The following is a 19,742-nucleotide window of genomic DNA, read 5'->3' as shown; positions in this document are numbered from 1 at the left end:
TGCAGCCGGATTGCCGGCCATTCATAACAACAAGAACAAGGAGTTGCCCATGAAGGAGATACTCAAGCCTGGAATCCTGCTGATGAATCGCCTGAGCTTCGGCAAGAAGTTCGGGTTGATCTGCGTGCTCTTCCTGGTGCCGCTGGTGGCGACCAACTACTACCTGGTTCGCGACAGTCATCAGCGTTGGAGTGATGCCAGGCAGTTACTCGATAGCCTGCCGTTTCTTCAGCGGGCCGCGGCTTTGCACCGTCAGCTTGACCAGTTGAAAGATTTGAGCCTGGTGCGCCTGCGGGTCAGCCAGGTAGAAAAGAACAGCGACATCGACCAGCGTATCCGGGCCGGAGAGCGGGAAGCCCTGGCACTGGTCAAAGCACTCGCTTGGCAGGGTGGTGATGCTCTGCAGCGCAGCGATTTTCAGCGCAAACGTGATGAGCTGCTGCAAAGCGTTGAGCGTCTTGGCACGACTCCCGGGGCAGCGCCAAAGATGGAGCTGGCTGGGCAATTGGCCAAGCGTAGCGAGTTGTTTCTGGTCTACAGCGTCGGTCTTGTGGGATTGAATAAGGATGACCAGGCGCTCGTGCGTCAGGCTGGCGATTTGCTCAGTGTCAGCATGCCGACCTTGCAGCGTCTGCTGAGCGCCGTCCGTGGGCCGGGCTCGGCTGCTCTGGGGCAGGGCTTCGTCGGGTCCAACGACAGCGTCAGTCTCGACACGGCGGTGGTCGACCTCGGTCAGTTCAGTGCCGAATACTCGCTCAAACTGGACGACCTGGTGCTGGCCGCGCGCGGCCAGGAGTCATTGCAGGAATCTGCCAAGCGCAGTCTCGACAGCCTGGCTCAGGCCCGCAGCCTGGTAGATCAGCGGCTGCTCGATGGAGCCGAGCTAGATAGCCGTTGGACTGGTTTTTTCGACGAAATCACGCGTCTGGGTGACGCAGGCCAGCAGTTGCAGGAGCAGGCCTTCAATCTCCTGCAGGAAGATCTGCAGGCCAGGGTCCGGCTGGCTGGTCGGCAGACTCTGGTCTTGTTGCTGGTGCTGGTCACGGTATTCAGCGCGATTATCTATTTGTACTTGGCGTTTTATGCCAGCACCCGATCGATGATCGCAGGTCTGGGAGTGGCGTTGGCCAAGGTGGCGGCGGGTGACATGACCGCGCAGCTCAGTGTGCAGGGGCGCGATGAGCTGGCTGAGCTGGGACGGGTATTCAATGTCAGCATCGGGCAGATCCAGGATCTGGTGCGCCGGGTCAGCGTCGTGGCTTCCCAGGTGGGGACCCAGACCGAGCGCGTGCAAAGCGCTTCCGCCGAAAGCTCGCGGGCGGTGACTGACCAGCGGGGGCAGCTGGAGTTGGTAGCGACAGCCATGAATCAGCTATCGGCCAGTGCCCAGGAGGTTGCCCGCAGTGCTGTGGCTGCCGTTGATTGCGCGCGCAGTGCCAATGACGAAACGGTACGCGGCAGCGGGATGGTTCGCCAGCAGGTCGAGAACATCCAGGTGCTGGCGGGTGAAATCGACAAGTCCATGGGGGTGATCCACGAACTGGCCCAGGACAGCGACGCGATAGGCCAGGTGTTGGATGTGATCAAGAACATTGCCGACCAGACTAACCTGCTGGCCTTGAATGCTGCTATCGAGGCGGCGCGGGCTGGTGAGCAGGGACGAGGCTTCGCGGTCGTGGCGGACGAAGTGCGGACGCTGGCGGTGCGCACACGCAACTCCACCGCGGAAATCGAACAGATGATTGGCAGTCTGCGCAGTCGTGTCGCAGCGACAGTCAGGTCGATGGGGGAGAGCCACCAGATCGCCGGCAGCACTGCTAGCCAGGCGGGGGATGTGCAGGAAGTGCTGGAGCGCATTCTCGGCGCCATCGGTACCATCGTCGAGCAGAGTCAGCAGATCGCTTCGTCGGCGGAGCAGCAGACATCGGTCTCAGTGGATATCGACCGTAACCTGGTGGAGATCAGCCAGGCCAGCGAGCAAACAGCGCAAGGTGCCGAACTCGCAGAGCGCGCCAGTGAGGAGTTGCACGGTCAGGTTGGCCAATTGCGCCAAGTGATCAACACCTTCCAGTACTGATGGTTAAAGCGCTGTCGCTGCGCTGATAGCGCTGGCGTGGTTGCCAGGTGATGGATAGGTTGGGCCAACAAAAAGGGCATGGATCGCTCCATGCCCTTGATGTGCGCGGTGGGATCTGAATCAGTCGCGCACGCCCTCCAGCAGACCTTTCAGGTTAGTGCTCATCACCCGCTGTGCCTGGGCATCGCTGAGGTCTTCGATGTCTTTGAAGAAGTCCCAAGGATGGCTGAGGCCTTCTGGATGCGGCCAGTCGCTGCCGAACAGCACTCGGTTGTCGCCCATTACTTCGCAGATGCGCAGTACTGGGTCTTCGTAGAAGGGCGAGATGAACACGTGTTTCTTGAAGCTGGCCACTGGGTCCTGCTTGAAGGCCTTGGGCATCTTCTTGTAGTTGAGCGCCAGACGTTCGAGCAGGGGCTCCAGCCAGTTACTGCCGTTTTCCAGCGACGCTACACGAACATCGGGGAAGCGGTCGAACACGCCATGGCACACCAGCGACGCCAAGGTGTCGGAGATGGCGCGCCCCATCCAATCCAGGACTTCACCGAAAGGTTCCTTCTCGAACGGACGGAATTCGCCCTTGCCGCCGGCAGTCCACCAGCGATTGACCTTGTCGTAGCCAGAGTCGGAGACGTGCAGCATGACGAAGATCTTCGCTTCGTTGACCCGGGCCCAGAAGGGGTCGAACTCGGGGTGACCGGGAGCGCGCCCTTCCAGTGGATTCTTGGTACCAGCTACGGGAGCCGGACGGATGCCCACCACGCGTGCACCGCTCTTGAGCACGAATTCCAGCTCTTCGACTGCACGATCAACATCGTACAAGTTGACCATGGGGACCGGGAACAGCCGGTTTTCGCGGGCGAAGCCACAGCCTTCGGCGAGCCAGCGGTTGGATGAGTGCATCAGTGCGGCGATGACTTGTGGTTTGTCAGCCAGGCGCTCCTCGATGACCGACGCCAGGGTGGGGATGAACAGACCAGCGTGGATTTTCTGCTCGTCCATCACCTTCAGGTGCGCTTCTCCATCGAAGAAGGCCGGGTCAGAGGGGATCGGTTCGCCGCCGACTTCCCGCAGAGACAGGCCTTCGGGGTTATCTCCGCGATACCACTTCTCGTGGGAGCCTGGTGCGGCGACCACATCGAAGGTCGGGTTGGGGATGTAGTCGCTGAGAACACCGCCGACAGCCAGCTTGGTGCGGCCATTGACCTGCACGTATTGGAACTCCTTGCGGAACTCCTTCGGCAGGTGGGTCAGGAAGGCTTCCGGCGGTTCATAGAAGTGCCGGTCGACATCATAGATCGGGTAATTGACGTTGCGCATGCTGACCTCTTTTGTGGTCGGGGTTTGTAAGTAAAGCTGACTCTATGTTAGTTATTTGTCGTGGTCAACACTCACATATGGTGCGGTTATTGACCAGGATCAATGCCGCCTTCATCAGATTGAAAGCCCTCCTGTTGAAGCGGTGTTAGCTGATTGCTGATTATTTTTCCTAGTGGAACAAGTTCCACGCGGATGCCTGAGGAGAGGACTGACAGATGGGCATGGACCTGAGCGGTAAGAAAGCAGTGGTGGTGGGTGGTAGCAGTGGTATCGGTCTGGCAACGGTTTCGGCTCTGCTGGAGGCGAACTGCCAGGTGTGGGCAACCGGGGTAACTGAAGCGGAGATTCGTGCCTGCCGAGATGACGCCCGTCTGGCGAGCGTGTCGTTCGCTCTGCTGGATGTGCGCGACTCCGCGGCGGTGACCCGCTATTTCCAAGCGTTCGATGGCCTGGATATCCTGGTCAACTCCGCAGGTATCGGTCGCGGTGCTGCCGAGTTTGAGGAGGAGGGTTTCCTGCAGACGCTGGAGATCAACCTTAACGGCAGCATGCGTTGCTGCTATGCGGCTCGAGAGATGCTCGCGCGCAGCGGCGGGAGCATCGTTAACCTCTGCTCGGTGATGAGCTTCTTCGGCAGCCCGACTGCGCCGGCCTATGCGGTCAGCAAGGGGGGGGTGGCTCAGCTGACTCGCAGCCTCGCCGTGGCTTGGGGCAAGGATGGTGTACGGGTCAACGGGGTTGCCCCAGGCTGGACTGACACGCCGATGACCCGCGGCATTCAGGAGCACGCTTCTGAGCGCAACGCCCGGGTCTTGGCGCGTACACCATTGGGGCGTTGGGCGCGCCCGGAGGAAATTGCCGCGTGCATTCTATTCCTGGTTTCGCCAGCAGCATCCTTCGTCACCGGTACGGTGCTGGCAGCCGATGGTGGCTACATGGCGAATGGGCTCTGAGCGCTATTCTTGGATAACTGCTTTACCCAGACAGGTCCCGGTTCGCCGGGCTTTGTCGTTTCTGCCTGGTGGATGCGGCAACGGTTGCCCGGACGCCGCCCAGCACATACCGTGCTGCTGGTTCGCTGAGAATGGATTGGGGGAAATCTTGATGAGCTATAGTGACAATATATTGTCAAAGTGGAATAGGGGTGTCATAGTTTGAAGAAGACGTCCGGGAAGGGGTCGGAGAACACCTTCGACCATTCGGTGCACAGCGAGCAGGGCGCCTGCCTGGCTGAGCTGGTGGATGAAATCCTGCGTCTGCATGGGCGGGTGATGAGCGCGAGCAAGCCCGGTGCACTGGGTAGCTCGGCACAGACCATCGTGCTGGCGTCAGTGGTGCTGGCGGCGGAGCCGCCGACGGTGGCTCGCATAGCGCGTAGCCTGGGATACAGCCGGCAAGCGGTGCAGCGAGTCGCTGATGTACTGGCTGACGACGGCCATGTGGTTTACGCGGATAACCCGCACCACAAGGTTTCCAAGCTACTGGTTGCCACCGAGAAGGGGCGGGAGGCCTATGCCCAGGCCAACCGCGAGAGTGCGCAGTGGACCGCGCGCATCTCCAGGGGCCTGGAGACTGTCGAGTTGGAACAGACGTTGAGTGTGTTGAGGCAAATACGCCGCAACCTCGAGCAGGACAAGCAAGCGTCCGCAGGAGGGGCGGCCGAACAATAAGCCATGTGAGGGAGGTTGTAGATGGTCGCCGATTTGCCAATATGCCCCAGCCCCGCCGTATCCGTGTCGGCAGGTATGAAGCACGGATCGAGCGGGGGCAGCCCCCGATGACCAGCACACTTCCTGACTTCGACGGCCTGCTCGACTGGCGCACGCTGGGGCCGTGGATCGAAACCGCTGGCCTACCCGGTAGTGGTCCGGTCAGCGAGGTTCGCCAACTGACCGGCGGATCGCAAAACAACCTGTTCCTGATGCGGCGCGGTGAGGCCAGCTTCGTACTGCGCCGGCCGCCACGCCACTTGCGCAGTAACAGCAACGAAACCATGTTGCGCGAGGCTCGGGTCCTTAAAGCGCTGGCTGGCAGCGAAGTGCCGCATCCAGCCCTGCTGGCTGCCTGTGCAGATCCCGAAGTCCTCGGCGTCAATTTCTTTGTCATGGCGCCACTGGAAGGCTTCTCTCCCGCCGGACCGTTGCAGGGGCGCTACGCCACCGATGCCAGTTGGCGCCAGCAGATGGGCGAAGAGTTCGTTCGCGCTGCCGCCGCCCTGGGCCGTCTTGACCACCAGACTCTTGGGCTCATCGATTTCGGCCGGCCGGACAATTGGCACGGTCGCCAGGTTGAGCGCTGGCGTTCCCAGCTCGACAGTTATCGAGATACCCCCGGCTACGGCGGGAACTCCCTGGTCAACGTCGACCGGGTCGGTCGCTGGCTGACCGATAACCTGCCCCAGGACCGTCGCATCGGCATCATCCATGGTGACTTTCAGTGGCCCAACGTCATGTTTTCGTTGCAGACGCCGCGTATTTCCGGGCTGATTGACTGGGAGCTATCAACACTCGGCGATCCCTTGCTGGACCTGGCCTGGGTGCTCACCTCCTGGCGCGAGCCTGGTGATCCCGAGGTTGGCGGCGCAGGCAGCAAGCCAGTAGTTGAGCCCTGGAGCGGTTTTATGAGCCGTGCCGAGCTGATTTCCCTGTACGGCGAGCTCAGTGGCCGCGACATGGGTGCAATGCCGTGGTTCTTCGTGCTCGCCTGCTACAAGCTCGCCTGCCTGCTCGAGGGCACCTACGCCCGCTCGCTGATCGGCAAGGCGCCAAGGGAAATGGGCGCCTACCTGCACGATTACGCCACCTGGCTGATGGCCAAGGCCGACCAATTGATCGCTGCGGCCTGAAGCCGCTTCGCGTAAGGCATCCCGAACAGACGGAGAACGACACGATGTGGGGCTTTTCGACCGACCCTGAGTTTCAGGCCAAGCTGGACTGGATCGACCGCTTTCTGGTCGAAGAAGTGGAGCCGTTGGATGTGCTCTATCCCTCGGTGAGCGTGGTTTACAACACACGCCATGCGAAGTCGCGGGCCATCCTTAAACCGCTGCAGGAGAAGGTCCGCCAGCAGAAACTCTGGGCTTGCCATCTCGACCCGCACCTTGGTGGGGAGGGCTACGGCCAGCTCAAGCTGGCGTTGATGAACGAGCGCCTGGGGCGTTCACTGTGGGCGCCGACGGTGTTCGGCACCGCTGCACCAGATACCGGTAATGCCGAGATCCTCGCCATGTTCGGCACGACTGAGCAGAAGGCTCGTTACCTGCAGCCGCTGCTCGATGGCGATATCGTCTCGTGCTTCTCCATGACCGAACCTCAGGGCGGCGCCGATCCCAAAGTGTTCACCACTCGCGCCGTGCGCGATGGCGATCATTGGCTGATCAGCGGCGAGAAGTGGTACTCCTCCAATGCGCGCTATGCGGAGTTCATCCTGGTGCTGGCGGTGACTGATCCCGATGCACCGATCCAGCGACGCATGTCGATGTTCATCGTGCCGCGGGAAACCCCAGGGCTGGAAATCATCCGCAACGTGCCGCACATGGGCGAGCGCCTGGAGATGGATGAAGCCACCGAGGGCTACCTGCGTTACGACAATGTGCGGGTGCCGCTGGATCATATGCTTGGCGAGTTGGGCGGCGGTTTCGCCGTGGCTCAGGCACGCCTGGGAGGCGGGCGCATCCATCACGCCATGCGTACCGTTGGGCAATGCCAGCGAGCCCTGGACATGATGTGTGAGCGCGCGCTCAGCCGTTATACCCAGGGCACGCAGCTGGCCGAGAAGGGCACGGTGCAAGCCATGCTCGCCGATACCCAGATCGAGCTGGAACAGTTCCGACTACTGGTCCTCAAGACCGCCTGGATCATCGATGGAAGCCACGGCGATCCACGTCAGGCGCGCAGCCATATCGCCATGGTCAAGGTGGCGATGGCCAAGCTGTACTACGAGGTGGTGCGGCGGGCCATCCACCTGCACGGCTCTCTAGGCGCGACCTTCGAGACGCCTCTGGCCTACATGTGGAACAGCGTGCCGACCATGGGCCTGGCTGACGGCCCGACCGAAGTCCACCAGGTCACTGTGGCCCGTGAACTGCTGCGCAAGTACAAACCCGCCGCAGGGTTGTTCCCCAGCGAGCATCTACCGCCAAAGATTGCTGCCGCTCGTGATCGCTACGCCCACATTCTCGACGGCTGAGCCACGGATACCATGATGAGCAACGATGCGAAGACAGACCGCTGGTTTGATCTCAGTGGCAAGGTGATCCTGGTTACCGGCGGTAGTCGCGGTTTGGGATACCAGATGGTTCGGGCATTCGCCGAGCACGGCGCCGATGTGATCATCGCCAGCCGCAAGTTGGAAGCCTGCGAAGCGGTGGCTGAGGAGGTGCGTGCGCTTGGCCGGCGCGCACTGGCGGTGGCCTGCCATGTCGGAAAATGGCTCGAAGTGGAGCGCCTGGTCGAGGTTGCCTACGCCGAATTCGGGCATATCGATGTGCTGGTCAACAACGCCGGCATGTCGCCGGCGGTGCCGACCCACGAGGTCAGCGAAGAGCTGTTCGACAAAGTCATTGGGCTCAATTTCAAGGGGCCCTTCCGCCTCAGTGCGCTGGTCGCCCAACGCATGGTCGAGGGTGCCGGTGGCTCGATCATCAACGTCAGCAGCACGGGGGGGATTCGCCCTTCGCCGCAGATCATCCCCTATGCCGGCGCCAAGGCGGCCCTCAATGCCATGAGCGTCGGTCTGGCTCAGGAGTATGGGCCGAAAGTGCGAGTCAACACCATCTCCGCAGGCCCCTTCCTCACCGACATCGCCAAGGCCTGGAGCGAGGAGATGCGCCAGAGTTGCGCCAACGCCCTGGGCCGGCCAGGGCGCCCGGAGGAGGTCGTGACTACGGCGCTGTACCTGGCCAGCCCGCATTCCAGCTACACCACTGGTTCGCTGATCAAGGTTGACGGCGGCCTGCCCTGATTGTTGCTGCCATATAGATCATCGCTGCAAACCAACAAGAACAAGAGGACAGCGTCATGCTTCTCGAAGGCAAGAGAATCATTGTCACCGGCGGTGCGCGAGGTATCGGCGCCTGCGTGGTGAAAGCTTATGTGGAGGAGGGCGCGCGAGTTGCCTCCTTTGATGTGCTAGACGACCTCGGTCGCGCTGTGGTCGAGGAACTGGGCGCGAGGTTTAGCGGCCGTGTCCGCTATTTCCACTGCGATATCGCCGATGCAACGCAGGTCCGTGGAGGCTTTGATCAGGCAATCCAGTGGCTGGGCGGACTCGATGTGCTGGCCAACGTCGCTGCGGTCGAGCGCACCGCGCCGGCGGAGTCTATCGGCGGTGACGACTGGAATCTGATTTTCGACGTTAACGTGCGCGGCACCCTGCACACCAACCAAGTAGCCTTCCCCTTCCTGCGTGATGCCGGTGGAGGACGGATTATCAACTTCGGTTCGGCTGCCGGCCTAAACGGCATGCCGGGGGCGGCTCACTACGCGGCGTCGAAGGGGGCAGTGCTGGCGTGGACTCGTACCCTGGCTCAGGAGTGGGCGTGCCACGGGATCCGGGTGAACGCCGTAGCACCGATGATCTGGACACCCATGTATGACGCCCATCGGGCCAAGATGAGCGCCGATGAGCTGGCTGCCCATGACCAGATGATGAGTCGCATCGTGCCGCTGGGGGGCAAGCTTGGCGACGCAGAGCGCGATCTGGCCCCGGTAATGGTGTTCCTTGCCGGCGAGGGTTCGCAATTCATTACCGGCCAGACGCTGTGCGTTGACGGTGGCACCATCCCTATCCGCTGAAGGGCGGTAACTCGCACCTTTCGAGTGAATTCGCATGATCGAACTGAACCGCAAGACCGCCGTGGTGACCGGCGCTGCGAGTGGTCTGGGCTTGGCTATGGCACGTGCCTTCTGCCGTGAAGGGATGCGTGTGGTGCTCGTCGACTTACCCGGAGTGGCTTTAGAGCAGGCTCTGGCCAGCTTGCTAGAGGAGGGCGGCGACGCACTGCTGATAGCTGCTGATGTCGCCGATGCCCGCGCTGTCGAGGTCCTGGCAGAGCAAATCGATGCATTAGGCGGGGTCGACCTGCTGTGCAATAACGCTGGGATAACGGGCGACCGCCCGCGAGCCAGTTGGGCTCATGACCTGGGCAACTGGCGACGGGTGCTGGACGTCAATCTTATGGGTGTTATCCACGGCCTGCACAGTTTTGTCCCCCGAATGATCGCCAGCGGTCGCCCGGGACACATCGTCAATACCGCTTCGATGGGCGGGTTGATGGCGATTCCCTTCATTGCTCCGTACGTCGCTGCAAAAGCTGCGCTGGTGGCGCTTTCCGAATCCCTGGCCATCGAACTGCGCACTGAGGGCGCCGCCATCGGCGTCTCGGTGTTGTGTCCTGGCATGGTACCCAGCGGCCTGACCGGGCCAGGTCGCGACCACCCGCAATCCACCGCACAAGAACCTTCCGCGGCCGCGCGGCAGTTCCAGGCACGCACCCAGGAAACCCTGGAGAACGCCCGTCTGAGCGCCGATGACGTGGCGATAGCATTGATCGCTGCGATCCGCGAGGAACGGTTCTACGTACTGACCCATGAAGGCTCGCTGGAGCTTGCCGGGCAACGATGGCAGCGCCTCAACCAAGAACAGTCGACCCGCAACAGGAGTCAGCAAGCATGACCCGCTTCACTTACCCTCTGAATGACAAAGCGTTGCCCGGTTGGAGCATCGGCGAGCTGGACACTGTTAACGCGGTCGTGCGCCGAGCCGCGGAGGCCTATGGCGACCGGCCGTTCCTTGACGTGCAAGGGGACATTTATAGCTTCGCCGATATCCAGCGCGAGAGTTGCCGCCTGGCGAACGGCCTGGCTGGTCTTGGGGTTGCCAAGGGGCAGACGGTCGTCAGCATGCTCGACAATAGCGCCGATGCGGTGCTGCTCTGGTTCGCGCTGAATAAGTTGGGGGCGATCAGCGTGCCGGTAAATACCGCGCTGAAGGGTGAGTTCCTGCGGCACCAGGTCAGTGACGCCAATGCCACGCTGGTCATCACTGAGACCGAATACGCCGAACGCATCTCTCTGGTAGTCGAGCAGTTACCACACCTTCAAGTCATCGCCTATCGAGGCGCGGCGCCCACGGCAGCGCTGGCAGGTAAACGCCTGCTCTCTCTGGAGACCCTACGCAGCAATGATTGCAGTGACCCGCAGGTAGAAGTGCTACCGCGCGACTTGACCATGCTGATCTATACCGGCGGCACCACAGGGCCTTCCAAGGGTTGCATGATCAGCCACAACAATGCCTGCAATGAGGCTCGGCAGATCAACGAGGCGCATGGGCGTACCCCGCAATCGATCACCTGGACGCCGCTGCCGTTGTTCCATCTCAACGCCACCGTGACGACTGTATTGTGCAACCTGATGATCGGCGCCCGCGCGGTGATCTATCCACGCTTCTCCGTTTCCGGGTTCTGGCCAGACATCGAACGCAGTGGCGCCAATGAGGCCAACCTGCTGGCCTCCATGGCACCATTGCTTGCCGAGGCACCGGAGAACGATGCCATGCAGCGCTGCATCGGCCAGCTAAACAAGGTCTACAGCGCACCTTTTACCAGTGAAGTCCAGCGACGCTGGCGAGAGCGCTTCGGTGTGCGACATACCGTCGGCGGTGCCGGCTTCGGTCTGACTGAGTGCGCCATCGTCACCATGCTGCCATTCGGCGCGCCTGAGAAACCTGGTTGCGCGGGACGGCGTTGCGACTCCTTCGACATCCGGGTGGTGGACGACAACGATATCGAATTGCCCTATGGCACGCCTGGCGAGCTGATCGTCCGCCCGCTCAAGCCCCACGTCATGTTCGAAGGCTATTGGAACCGCCCTGCAGACACACTCAAGGTCATGCGCAATATGTGGTTCCACACTGGCGACATCGGCAAGATCGATGAGGATGGTTTCTTCTTCTTCCTTGATCGCAAGAAGGACTACATGCGTCGCGGCGGCGAGAACATCTCCGGATTCGAGATGGAAAGGACATTCATTGCCCACCCGGAAATTGCCGAGGTTGCGGTGCACGCGGTGTTCTCCGAGCTCTCTGAAGACGAAGTCAAGGTCACTGCAGTGCTGCACGAGGGTAGCCGCCTGGATGAGGAAGCGCTATGCCGCTGGGCCATCGAGCGCGTGCCCTACTATGCGGTACCGCGCTTCATCGAGTTTCGCCGCGAGTTACCGAAAAGCCCGGTGGGGCGAGTACTCAAGTATCAGCTGCGCGACGACGGAATCACCGCAAAGACCTGGGATCGGGTGCGTGCCGGCGTTACTTTCGACAAACGCTGAAACAGCTTGGTTGCGCAATAAATAAATAAGTGTCATTTATTGCGCGTCCCTGTATAGAATGCGAAAAACAACAATAACCGCGGAGCTGCCCCATGTCGCACTCGCAAGAGTCTCAGCGCCCGTCGATGGCTATCGACTTCACCGAATTCCATCTCGGGTGGAGAATCCTGATCCTGGCGCTGATCGGAATTCTCACCTCGGTCAGCGTCGCTCCGCTGTATTCGTTCGGCGCGCTCGTATTGCCCCTGCAAGATGCCTTCGGCTGGCCGCGCGCGGAAATCCAGCCGGCGATTTCATTCCTGTTTGCTGCTGCTGTCGTTTCGGTACAGATCAGCGGCTGGCTGATCCGTCGCTACGGCCTGCGTCCGGTGACGATCGGTTCGTTGCTGGCACTCTCGCTAGGCTATCTGCTAGTGACCTTCATCGATGGCCCGATCTGGCAGCTGTACATCGCCTATACCCTGTTGGCATTTGCCGGTATGGGCACTACTACCGTGACCTGGACGCAATTAGTCAATCTTTGGTTCGACCGCAATCGCGGATTGGCTCTGGCGATCATTCTCAGCGGCACTGGCCTGGCGGCATTGATCCTGCCGACGCTGATCAGTTGGGCTATTGGACACTGGGGCTGGCGGGCTGGCTACTGGGTGCTCGCCGCGCTGCCGCTATTGGTGACCCTTCCGCTGTCGTTGTTTTGGATGAGCAGCCAGTCGCCTTCAGTCGTCGCGGCACCTCGGGCGGAGGCGTCGCGCCCGAGGTTGCCGGGCTTGTCGCTCAGCGAAACTGCACGCAGCAAACGCTTTTGGCTATGTAACGTGGCGCTCTTGTTCTCAGTGACTTCGATGGTTGGGATGGTCACGAGCACTGTTCCCATGCTGCGGGACAAAGGGCTCTCCGCCAGTGATGCGGCACTGGCCTTCAGTGTATTCGGGATTTCGCTGATCTTCGGACGGGTGCTGGTCGGCTATCTGGTGGATCGCCTGTGGGCACCGGGTGTCGCTTTCGTGGTGTTGGCCCTGCCAGCTGTGGGCTGCCTGATTTACTCCACTGTCGACTCGCACATGTCCAGCTTGATGTTGGCCTCGGCACTGGTCGGCCTCGGGGCCGGGGCCGAGATGGATATTGCTGCCTTCCTTATGGCGCGCTATTTCGGTATGCGCGACTACAGCCGGGTGTTCAGCCTGCACATGGGAATCATTGGCCTGGGCGCCACCCTGGCGCCATTTTACTTCGCCTATCTGTATTCGCTGTCCGGTTCCTACAGCGGCATGCTGCTGCACTGCATTGTCACCTTTGCTTTGGGCGCGGCACTGATTCTGGCAATGGGTCGATACCCAAAATTCCAGGCACCGCTGGCACCTTCTGCACCGGCTGAGTCGTCTCAGGACGACGCTGGTGCTGTCCTTTCGCGTAGCTAGGAGAGCCACGATGGCTGAGAGAAACTTTCAGGAAGTGAATGCCTACGTGGCCAGCGTACCTCCAATGCGCGGCCTGGACCCGCTGCTGACGCACCTTGGCATCCTGGGTGCTCCGGAGTTTGACGAGGAGGGGGTATCGATGCGCCTGCAACTCGCTGAGCACCACATGAATGGTGGGGAAACGGCCCATGGCGGGCTGATTATGACCCTCATGGATGCGGTACTGGCCTGTTGCACCCTGGGTCACGGCGACGGCCGCCCCTGCGTGACCATCGAGTTGAAGACCAATTTCATGCGACCCGGTGGCAGTCCCGGCGAGGTGCTACATGCCCGCGGTAGACTGCGCACGAGCGGTGGGTCTCTGGCTTTCTGCGATGGCGAAGTCCGTAGTGAGAGCGGTGAGTTGGTAGCCACGGCTACGGGGACGTTCAAGTATGTCCGCCGTTCAATGTCGCTAGTCTAAGTATTCTTCGAGGTAAAGCGCTGCGGTAGCCTAGATTGCCGCAGCGCGCTCGCTGATGAGTGACTGCCCGAACACTCCCTGGGGATCGAGCCGGAGTTTCATCGCATTGTCGACCGTCGGTTCGACCCACATTGCACTTCTTGCATCAAAGCATCTGGCGTGGCCACCAAGAGCTTGGGCGGCACGGCGGATAGCGGCCGCCGGCGCATCGCTTTTCAGCCAACGACGACGCCCATTCCATTCCAATAAAACCTGCCCAGGCAGGCGAGTCAGTGGCGCACCCTCTGCAGCCGAAAGCTCCCAGAGTGGCCGTGGGTCACGAAAGAACGCCAGGCGCAGTTCGCGCAGATCCTCCCACAGCGTGGCGGACGCGCTGTCGCCGCCAAGCTGGTCGCACGCTCCGAGGACTGCCTCGCAATTGCCTTCCAGACGTAGATAGAGAGCCTCGCCGGTATGGCAGAACGCGTTGATAGGCGAGCGTAAGTCTGTCCATCGACCCTCCCGCTGGAGGGCGACACCAGGATCGATTTCAAGTCGTATAGTCCGGCTGTATTGCGGGCAGGGAACAATCCGCAGTCGGACCTCGGTGAGTAAGGCCAGCTTTCCAGCACTACCGGCGATGTGCCGGATCATCTCCGGGCCGGCGAATTCGTCTTTAGCGCCGATGCCGAACTCGCGAATTTGACCCAGGCCATCGATGAGCTCACCGCCCAACAGATTGTCTGCCAGATCGCCAGCCCAGGGGCGACGAGGGCCGACCATGCCGCGGGCTACCATGCTCCCGACCATGGTCTCGGCGCCGAAGTGAGGTGGCTCGAAGGGCAAGGTATAGCCGACCTTTTTCAGCGCCAGGTTCAGCTGTTGAAGTGGCGTGCCGGTGCGAACGTTGACGCTCCTGCCATCAGTATCGAGATCGAGGATGCCGCTGTGTCGTCGAAGGTCGACATCCAGGTCAGAAGGATTCTGGTCACTGAAGCGCCCTATAGCGAGATGCCGGCCCTGCTTGGCCGCCTGGCAAACCATTTCTTTCAGTGATGCGCTGATATCGCTATCCGTCATGCCTGACTCTCTTGTTTTGTTTTCTAGTGGAGGGCTGCTTCGGAAACAGTATCTGAATACACAATAATTGACTATGTGTCAGTTAATTGGGTAGTGTCCAGATCACTGAAAGAGCCTGAATACCGGCTTCGGATCAACATTAGAGCGGAGCCTCCAGCCATGACCATCCTGCCTCGAATTGTCCCTGCTGATACCTTGGCGCCGGATTTGCCGAAACTGTTCCAACTGCAGCGCCAAGCCGGCGGCGATCTGCTCGCAGTCAGGCATGACGCCAACCTGAATGGCCGTGCCTTCGGTGGCCAACTGCTTGGTCAGGCACTGATGGCGGCACGCAGCGCCTGTCCGGTGCGCCTGCCAGCATCGCTACACTGCCTGTTCCTGCAGGGCGCGCAGGTGGACCAGCCGTTGCGCTACCAGGTTGAGGTATTGCAGAGCGGCAAGCGCTTTACCAGCCTGCGGGTAAGTGGGTTGCAGGGAGAAAAGCGGGTGCTTGATGCGCAAGCCACTTTCCAAGTGGAGATGGGCGGCTATGCGCATGTGGAGGCGGCGCCCGACCTCCCAGGCCCCGATGCCTTGCAAGGCTTGAGCGAGCTGGATGAGGGGGCCTGGGCGCGTTTCGAAAAAGCTGGGCTGGAACTGCGCATTGTCAACGCGCGCGACTACCTGCAACGGACTCCCGAGCAGCCCGTCGTGGCTTACTGGGTTAAGTTGCGCGAGCCGTTGACAGATGATGCCGATGTGCATTGCTCCGCTCTGGCCTACCTCAGCGATTTTTGGATCAATAGCGCTGCTATCAGTTATCACATGCCAATTGAGCACGCGCGGGATCGCCTGTTTGTCTCCAGCCTCAATCACTCCCTGTGGTTTCACCAGGCATGTCGTGCTGATGGATGGCTGCTCTTCGTCTCCGACAGCCCCTGCATGCAGATGGGACGTGGCTTGTCGTTAGCCCGTATCTATGATCAATCGCGGCGATTGGTTGCGTCGGTTGCCCAGGACTGCCTGGTGACGGAACGCCAGTAGCGCTCATCAGGGCAAGGGAAAGGAGCGTTCGAGAAAGGACAGGATGGCGCTGTTGAAACGGTCGTTACGGTCGCCGGCGACCATGTGGCCCGCTCCCTCGATGTCGACGAATTCCAGTTGAGGTATCAGGGCGCGCAGTTCACGGACCCCCTCCAGGCTGACTACGTCGCTTTGCTTGCCGCGGACGAGCAGCGTCGGGATTTCCACATGGGTAGCGAGCTGCCCCATCCGCTGGCTGATATGGTCGACCTTCGACTGGTGATCACCCTCCATGAAGCGCGGGTCCCAATGCCAGTACCAGCGACCGTCGTCCCGTTGCCGCAGATTCTTCGCCAGGCCCGCATTGCTGTCGACCATCCGTCGATTCGGGTTGTATGCGGCTACCGCGTCGGCCGCCTGTTGAAGCGTCTCGAAACCATCGATATGGCGTTTCATGAAACCGATGATGTGTTCGATGCCTCGGGCCTCCAGGCGAGGTGTGACATCCACCAGCACTAGAGCGGAAGCAATGCCTGGGTGTAGTCCGCAGGCCATCAGCGAATAGGTTCCCCCCATGGAGGCGCCAACCAGGGCGGGACTGCCGCCGACCTGGTCGATCAGAGCAAGCACATCAGCGACTTGCGCTTCCAGGCTGTAGTTGCCATCGGCGCTCCAGTCTGAGTCGCCATGGCCACGGGCATCTACCGAAATTGCCCGGTAACCTTGGGCCGCCAGTTCGCGGTGGGCTCGGGCCCAGGAATGGCGGGTCTGCCCTCCGCCGTGGAGGAGCAACACCACTGGTGCATCTTGTGGGCCTGATACATCGGCGGCCAGGCGATTACCCGATGCACCTAGGAAGCTGGTATTCATTGCAAACCCCTTGCGCGGCAGAAGGGTAGGCTGCGACCGAAGGCTTCGCGATGATCTGCGAAGCCCCGGCTCAGCGATCAAAGCTTACGGGTGCTCAGCGTTTGGCCAATTTGAAGCCGGCTTTCTCCCGGTCCCAAGTGGTACTGGTAACGCCTTCGTCCCGTAGCTGGAATTTATAGACGCGACCCAGAGGGCTCTTCGGCAGTGCGCTGCGGAACTCGATGTAGCGCGGTACTGCGTAATAGGGCATCTGGTCGGCCGCCCAGCGGCAAAGATCTTCCTCGCTCAGGCTGATTTCGGCCTTGAGGGTGATGGTCACCTTCAGCTCATCCTCTCCCAGGTCGGAAAGCACCGCATGAGCAGCGACTTCGTCTACCGCCTGATGCTGCAGGAAGGCGCTTTCGACCTCGAAGCTGGAGATGTTCTCTCCCCGGCGACGGAGATAGTCCTTCTTGCGGTCGAGGAAATAGAAATAGTCATCCACATCGAACATACCGATGTCGCCAGTGTGGAACCACATGTTGCGCATGACCTTGAGGGTATCCTCCGGGCGGCGCCAGTAGCCCTCGAACATGACGTGTGGTTTGCGCGGGCGGACGATGATCTCGCCGGGGGTATTGGGTGGCAGCTCGACATCATTGTCGTCGACGATACGCACGTCGAAGTACTCGGTGTTGCGTTTGCCGGAGCTGTTGGCACGCATTGGCGTGCCAAACGGTAGGATGGTTGGCAGCGAGCATTCGCTCAGACCGAAACCGCCGCAAATGGTGTGAGTAACACCGAAACGTTCCTTCCAGGCATTCTGTACTGCCTCCGGGAAGGGGGCGCCCCAGACTGCTTTGAGCTGACCATAGCAACGTTTCATGGCGTCATTTTCGGGGGCGCCAGCCAGCATCGGCATCATCGAGGCGAGTAACTGGACTTCATTGGCACCGGTGCGTTCGATCTCTGGCCAGAAGTTGGACACCGAGAAGCGTGTGTAAAGCGCGACCTGGGCGCCAGCGATCAGGTTGGACAGCACTGTGGTAGCCACAGCGTTGAAGTGGAACAGTGGCAATGGCGACCAGGTAATGGTGTCTTCCTGACGGTTGGTGATCACCAGCATCTGACGTGCGAGGCTACAGGCATAGTTGTGGCTGATCATGCAGCCCTTCGATGGCCCGGTGGTGCCGCCAGTGTAAATAAGCATGGCGAGATCGCCGGGCGCCACGTCCACCTCTGGAAGGCTGGTGTCGTCGCTGCGAATCGCCGTCCAATCGAGTAACGGCTTGTTCAGCACCAAGTCCGGCACCGCACCACGATAGACCAGCGTTTGCAGCTTGGGCAGGCGCTCGGCGATAAGGGCTACGCGCTCGGCGTAGTCGCTTTCGGCGATGATCACCGCAGCGTCGGCGTCGGAAACCTGATGGCGGAGAAACTCGCCTTTCAGTGCGGTATTCACCGGTACGCTGATGGCGCCCAGCTTGTTGATGGCCAGCCAGATGAAGACCGCATCAGCTGAGTTGTCGAGTATGGTTACCACTGTCTGACCCTTGCTCACGCCCAGGCCTTTCAGACCATTGGCCAGGCGGCTGGACTCTCGGTCCAGGTCGGCGAAGCTGTAGGTGTCACCGAGAACGTCAAGGAACTTGCGCTCTCCATACCGCTCGGTGGCGCGCTTGAGCACCGCATTAATAGTGTCGACCTGGTCAGTGCTCCAGCCGGGTTCGCGTGTAGACATGAATCTTGACCTCGCTGTTGTTGTTATAACCGCCCCATCGTCAGGTGGCGTGGGGCTGTCTCGATACCATGGCCTTTCGATCAGTTTCCGGTGCCGCATTGCAGGGGCAACGAAAGACCAATAACTGACTGATTGACATTTTTTAGAGTCTGCCGCAGTGTGAATGAGGGGTCAATACTTGATGGCAGACCTTCTGCGAACCCATCCCAGAATGATGCGCCGGGAGTCCGTCGTGGGGAAATGCCCTGTGGTCGGCCTATTCACCCTATCCAACCCAGCCTGCAAGCCTAATGAGGAAGACACATGGCGACCGCTCCCGAACGTGCAGCAATAATTTCCGGTATCGGTCAGTCGGCCGTGGGGCGCCGCCTCGGGCGCAGTGGTTTGGACCTGACCCTGGAAGCGGTGCTTGCTGCCTTGGGCGACGCCGGGCTGGATCGCTCGCAAATTGATGGGGTCGCCAGCTGGCCGGGCTACCGTGCCGACATGCCGGCGTTCTCGCCGGTGTCTATCGGGCAGGTCAAGGAGTCCCTGGGTTTGGAGCTCAACTGGTACAGCGCTGGCAACGAGGCGACCCAGATGAGCGCGCTAATCAACGCCTGCATGGCCGTGGTCTCCGGGCAGGCGCGGCATGTATTGGTCTACCGCACGGTCACTGAGTCCAGTGCCTTGGCCGAAGGCATCCGCTCCAGCACGGTGGGCGGCACACAACGAGTTTCTGGTTTCGCTGAGTTCCTTGTACCGTTCCAGGCGGCTTCGGCAGCAAACTGGGTGGCGCTGGTCGCCAGCCGCTATTTTCATGAGTTCGGTGCGACTCGCGAGCAGTTGGCGGCCGTCGCCCTGAACGCACGGCACAACGCTGGGCTGAATCCCAAGGCTGTTTATCGCGAGCCACTGAGCATGGAGCAATATCTGGCAGCGCGGATGATTTCCACGCCGCTGTGCCTGTACGACTGCGATGTGCCCGTCGATGGTGCTACTGCACTGATCGTTTCTCATCGCGATACCGCAGTGGACCTGCGCAGCAAAGCGGTCACTATCGAGTCCATCTGCGGCCCCTTCAGTGGCCGCGATGCCTGGGACCAGATGGGTGACCTGACACGCTACACCGCGGAGGCCGCCGGCAAGCGCCTTTGGAGCCGAACCGACTACAAGCCCAAGGATGTCGACGTCGCCGAGCTCTACGACGGATTCAGCTTCCTCACCCTTCTGTGGCTGGAGGGCCTTGGCTTTTGCGGTCGTGGGGAGGCCGCGGCCTTCGTCGAAGGGGGGCGGCGCATCGCTCTGGACGGTGAGTTGCCATTGGCCACCCATGGTGGCCAGCTATCCGCCGGCCGCCTGCATGGGTTAGGCCATGTACACGAGGCCGTCGTGCAACTGCGCGGCGAAGGCGAGGCTCGCCAGGTGCCGGGACAGCCGAGGCTGGCAGTCGCGGCCAATGGCGGCGGCCCACTGGCAGGTGCCGTGCTGCTATCTCGGGACTGACCAA

The 19,742-nt window shown here is 61.0% G+C and carries 17 protein-coding genes; 13 read left to right on the top strand and 4 right to left on the bottom strand.

Features of this window, described 5'->3' with window-relative positions; translation table 11 throughout:
• Positions 1 to 49 precede the first annotated feature (49 nt).
• Positions 50 to 2,077 (top strand): methyl-accepting chemotaxis protein, encoded by a 2,028-nt coding sequence (locus tag L6D89_RS20740; protein ID WP_236201021.1) that lies wholly within the window; start codon positions 50 to 52, stop codon positions 2,075 to 2,077.
• A 120-nt stretch (positions 2,078 to 2,197) separates the two neighbouring features.
• Here L6D89_RS20740 and L6D89_RS20735 read toward each other — a convergent pair whose 3' ends face one another.
• Positions 2,198 to 3,397, bottom strand: coding sequence for an amidohydrolase family protein (locus tag L6D89_RS20735; protein WP_196912379.1), 1,200 nt, complete (start codon positions 3,395 to 3,397; stop codon positions 2,198 to 2,200).
• Between the two features lie 215 nt (positions 3,398 to 3,612).
• On the opposite strand from L6D89_RS20735, the gene L6D89_RS20730 reads away from it, so the two are divergent.
• From L6D89_RS20730 to L6D89_RS20685, 10 genes are all read left to right on the top strand, one after another.
• Positions 3,613 to 4,350, top strand: coding sequence for an SDR family NAD(P)-dependent oxidoreductase (locus L6D89_RS20730; protein WP_196912377.1), 738 nt, complete (start codon positions 3,613 to 3,615; stop codon positions 4,348 to 4,350).
• A 201-nt stretch (positions 4,351 to 4,551) separates the two neighbouring features.
• Positions 4,552 to 5,067, top strand: a complete 516-nt coding sequence (locus L6D89_RS20725) for a MarR family winged helix-turn-helix transcriptional regulator (RefSeq protein WP_236201020.1) — start codon at positions 4,552 to 4,554, stop codon at positions 5,065 to 5,067.
• A 107-nt stretch (positions 5,068 to 5,174) separates the two neighbouring features.
• A complete protein-coding gene (locus tag L6D89_RS20720) occupies positions 5,175 to 6,242 on the top strand; it encodes a phosphotransferase family protein (RefSeq protein WP_236201019.1) in 1,068 nt (355 codons plus the stop codon).
• Positions 6,243 to 6,286: 44 nt separating this feature from the next.
• Positions 6,287 to 7,585 carry an acyl-CoA dehydrogenase family protein gene (locus tag L6D89_RS20715; protein WP_236201018.1) on the top strand — a complete coding sequence of 433 codons (1,299 nt, stop codon included), beginning with the start codon at positions 6,287 to 6,289 and terminating at the stop codon, positions 7,583 to 7,585.
• A gap of 15 nt (positions 7,586 to 7,600) precedes the next feature.
• The gene (locus tag L6D89_RS20710) at positions 7,601 to 8,359 is read left to right on the top strand and encodes an SDR family NAD(P)-dependent oxidoreductase (protein ID WP_236201017.1); all 759 of its coding nucleotides are present in this window, start codon (positions 7,601 to 7,603) and stop codon (positions 8,357 to 8,359) included.
• A gap of 56 nt (positions 8,360 to 8,415) precedes the next feature.
• Positions 8,416 to 9,192 (top strand): SDR family NAD(P)-dependent oxidoreductase, encoded by a 777-nt coding sequence (locus tag L6D89_RS20705; RefSeq protein WP_236201016.1) that lies wholly within the window; start codon positions 8,416 to 8,418, stop codon positions 9,190 to 9,192.
• A 34-nt stretch (positions 9,193 to 9,226) separates the two neighbouring features.
• Positions 9,227 to 10,072 carry an SDR family NAD(P)-dependent oxidoreductase gene (locus L6D89_RS20700; RefSeq protein ID WP_236201015.1) on the top strand — a complete coding sequence of 282 codons (846 nt, stop codon included), beginning with the start codon at positions 9,227 to 9,229 and terminating at the stop codon, positions 10,070 to 10,072.
• Positions 10,069 to 11,721, top strand: a complete 1,653-nt coding sequence (locus L6D89_RS20695) for an AMP-binding protein (protein WP_236201014.1) — start codon at positions 10,069 to 10,071, stop codon at positions 11,719 to 11,721. The genes L6D89_RS20700 and L6D89_RS20695 overlap by 4 nt, the downstream gene beginning before the upstream one ends.
• A 92-nt stretch (positions 11,722 to 11,813) precedes the next feature.
• Positions 11,814 to 13,139, top strand: coding sequence for an MFS transporter (locus tag L6D89_RS20690; RefSeq protein ID WP_196912367.1), 1,326 nt, complete (start codon positions 11,814 to 11,816; stop codon positions 13,137 to 13,139).
• Between the two features lie 10 nt (positions 13,140 to 13,149).
• A complete protein-coding gene (locus tag L6D89_RS20685) occupies positions 13,150 to 13,602 on the top strand; it encodes a PaaI family thioesterase (protein WP_236201013.1) in 453 nt (150 codons plus the stop codon).
• A 30-nt stretch (positions 13,603 to 13,632) separates the two neighbouring features.
• Here the strand turns inward: L6D89_RS20685 and L6D89_RS20680 are convergent, their stop codons facing one another.
• On the bottom strand, positions 13,633 to 14,661 hold the full coding sequence (locus L6D89_RS20680) for an FAD-binding protein (RefSeq protein ID WP_236201012.1): 1,029 nt from the start codon (positions 14,659 to 14,661) through the stop codon (positions 13,633 to 13,635).
• A gap of 159 nt (positions 14,662 to 14,820) precedes the next feature.
• On the opposite strand from L6D89_RS20680, the gene L6D89_RS20675 reads away from it, so the two are divergent.
• Entirely contained in the window at positions 14,821 to 15,684 is an 864-nt protein-coding gene (locus L6D89_RS20675; RefSeq protein ID WP_196912364.1) for an acyl-CoA thioesterase, read from the top strand.
• 6 nt (positions 15,685 to 15,690) lie between these two features.
• Here the strand turns inward: L6D89_RS20675 and L6D89_RS20670 are convergent, their stop codons facing one another.
• On the bottom strand, positions 15,691 to 16,533 hold the full coding sequence (locus tag L6D89_RS20670; protein ID WP_236201011.1) for an alpha/beta fold hydrolase: 843 nt from the start codon (positions 16,531 to 16,533) through the stop codon (positions 15,691 to 15,693).
• Positions 16,534 to 16,627: 94 nt separating this feature from the next.
• Positions 16,628 to 18,253: an AMP-binding protein gene (locus L6D89_RS20665; RefSeq protein ID WP_236201010.1), complete on the bottom strand. Its 1,626-nt coding sequence runs from the start codon at positions 18,251 to 18,253 to the stop codon at positions 16,628 to 16,630.
• Positions 18,254 to 18,556: 303 nt separating this feature from the next.
• Between L6D89_RS20665 and L6D89_RS20660 the strand changes: the two genes are divergently transcribed.
• Positions 18,557 to 19,738, top strand: coding sequence for a thiolase family protein (locus L6D89_RS20660; protein WP_196912359.1), 1,182 nt, complete (start codon positions 18,557 to 18,559; stop codon positions 19,736 to 19,738).
• Positions 19,739 to 19,742 lie beyond the last annotated feature (4 nt).

Source organism: Pseudomonas pseudonitroreducens, from assembly GCF_021603645.1.
In the GTDB taxonomy this organism is placed as follows: domain Bacteria; phylum Pseudomonadota; class Gammaproteobacteria; order Pseudomonadales; family Pseudomonadaceae; genus Pseudomonas; species Pseudomonas pseudonitroreducens.
The sequence above is the reverse complement of the archived record's forward strand: the minus strand, read 5'-3'. Positions and strand labels throughout refer to the sequence as shown.

Bases quoted from the DNA above. Each gene is read 5' to 3' on its own strand.
- L6D89_RS20720 (WP_236201019.1), top strand. From the start codon at position 5,175: ATGACCAGCACACTTCCTGACTTCGACGGCCTGCTCGACTGGCGCACG.
- L6D89_RS20690 (WP_196912367.1), top strand. From the start codon at position 11,814: ATGTCGCACTCGCAAGAGTCTCAGCGCCCGTCGATGGCTATCGACTTC.
- L6D89_RS20715 (WP_236201018.1), top strand. From the start codon at position 6,287: ATGTGGGGCTTTTCGACCGACCCTGAGTTTCAGGCCAAGCTGGACTGG.
- L6D89_RS20740 (WP_236201021.1), top strand. From the start codon at position 50: ATGAAGGAGATACTCAAGCCTGGAATCCTGCTGATGAATCGCCTGAGC.
- L6D89_RS20670 (WP_236201011.1), bottom strand. From the start codon at position 16,533: ATGAATACCAGCTTCCTAGGTGCATCGGGTAATCGCCTGGCCGCCGAT.
- L6D89_RS20705 (WP_236201016.1), top strand. From the start codon at position 8,416: ATGCTTCTCGAAGGCAAGAGAATCATTGTCACCGGCGGTGCGCGAGGT.
- L6D89_RS20710 (WP_236201017.1), top strand. From the start codon at position 7,601: ATGAGCAACGATGCGAAGACAGACCGCTGGTTTGATCTCAGTGGCAAG.
- L6D89_RS20665 (WP_236201010.1), bottom strand. From the start codon at position 18,253: ATGTCTACACGCGAACCCGGCTGGAGCACTGACCAGGTCGACACTATT.
- L6D89_RS20695 (WP_236201014.1), top strand. From the start codon at position 10,069: ATGACCCGCTTCACTTACCCTCTGAATGACAAAGCGTTGCCCGGTTGG.
- L6D89_RS20680 (WP_236201012.1), bottom strand. From the start codon at position 14,661: ATGACGGATAGCGATATCAGCGCATCACTGAAAGAAATGGTTTGCCAG.
- L6D89_RS20675 (WP_196912364.1), top strand. From the start codon at position 14,821: ATGACCATCCTGCCTCGAATTGTCCCTGCTGATACCTTGGCGCCGGAT.
- L6D89_RS20685 (WP_236201013.1), top strand. From the start codon at position 13,150: ATGGCTGAGAGAAACTTTCAGGAAGTGAATGCCTACGTGGCCAGCGTA.
- L6D89_RS20730 (WP_196912377.1), top strand. From the start codon at position 3,613: ATGGGCATGGACCTGAGCGGTAAGAAAGCAGTGGTGGTGGGTGGTAGC.
- L6D89_RS20735 (WP_196912379.1), bottom strand. From the start codon at position 3,397: ATGCGCAACGTCAATTACCCGATCTATGATGTCGACCGGCACTTCTAT.
- L6D89_RS20660 (WP_196912359.1), top strand. From the start codon at position 18,557: ATGGCGACCGCTCCCGAACGTGCAGCAATAATTTCCGGTATCGGTCAG.
- L6D89_RS20700 (WP_236201015.1), top strand. From the start codon at position 9,227: ATGATCGAACTGAACCGCAAGACCGCCGTGGTGACCGGCGCTGCGAGT.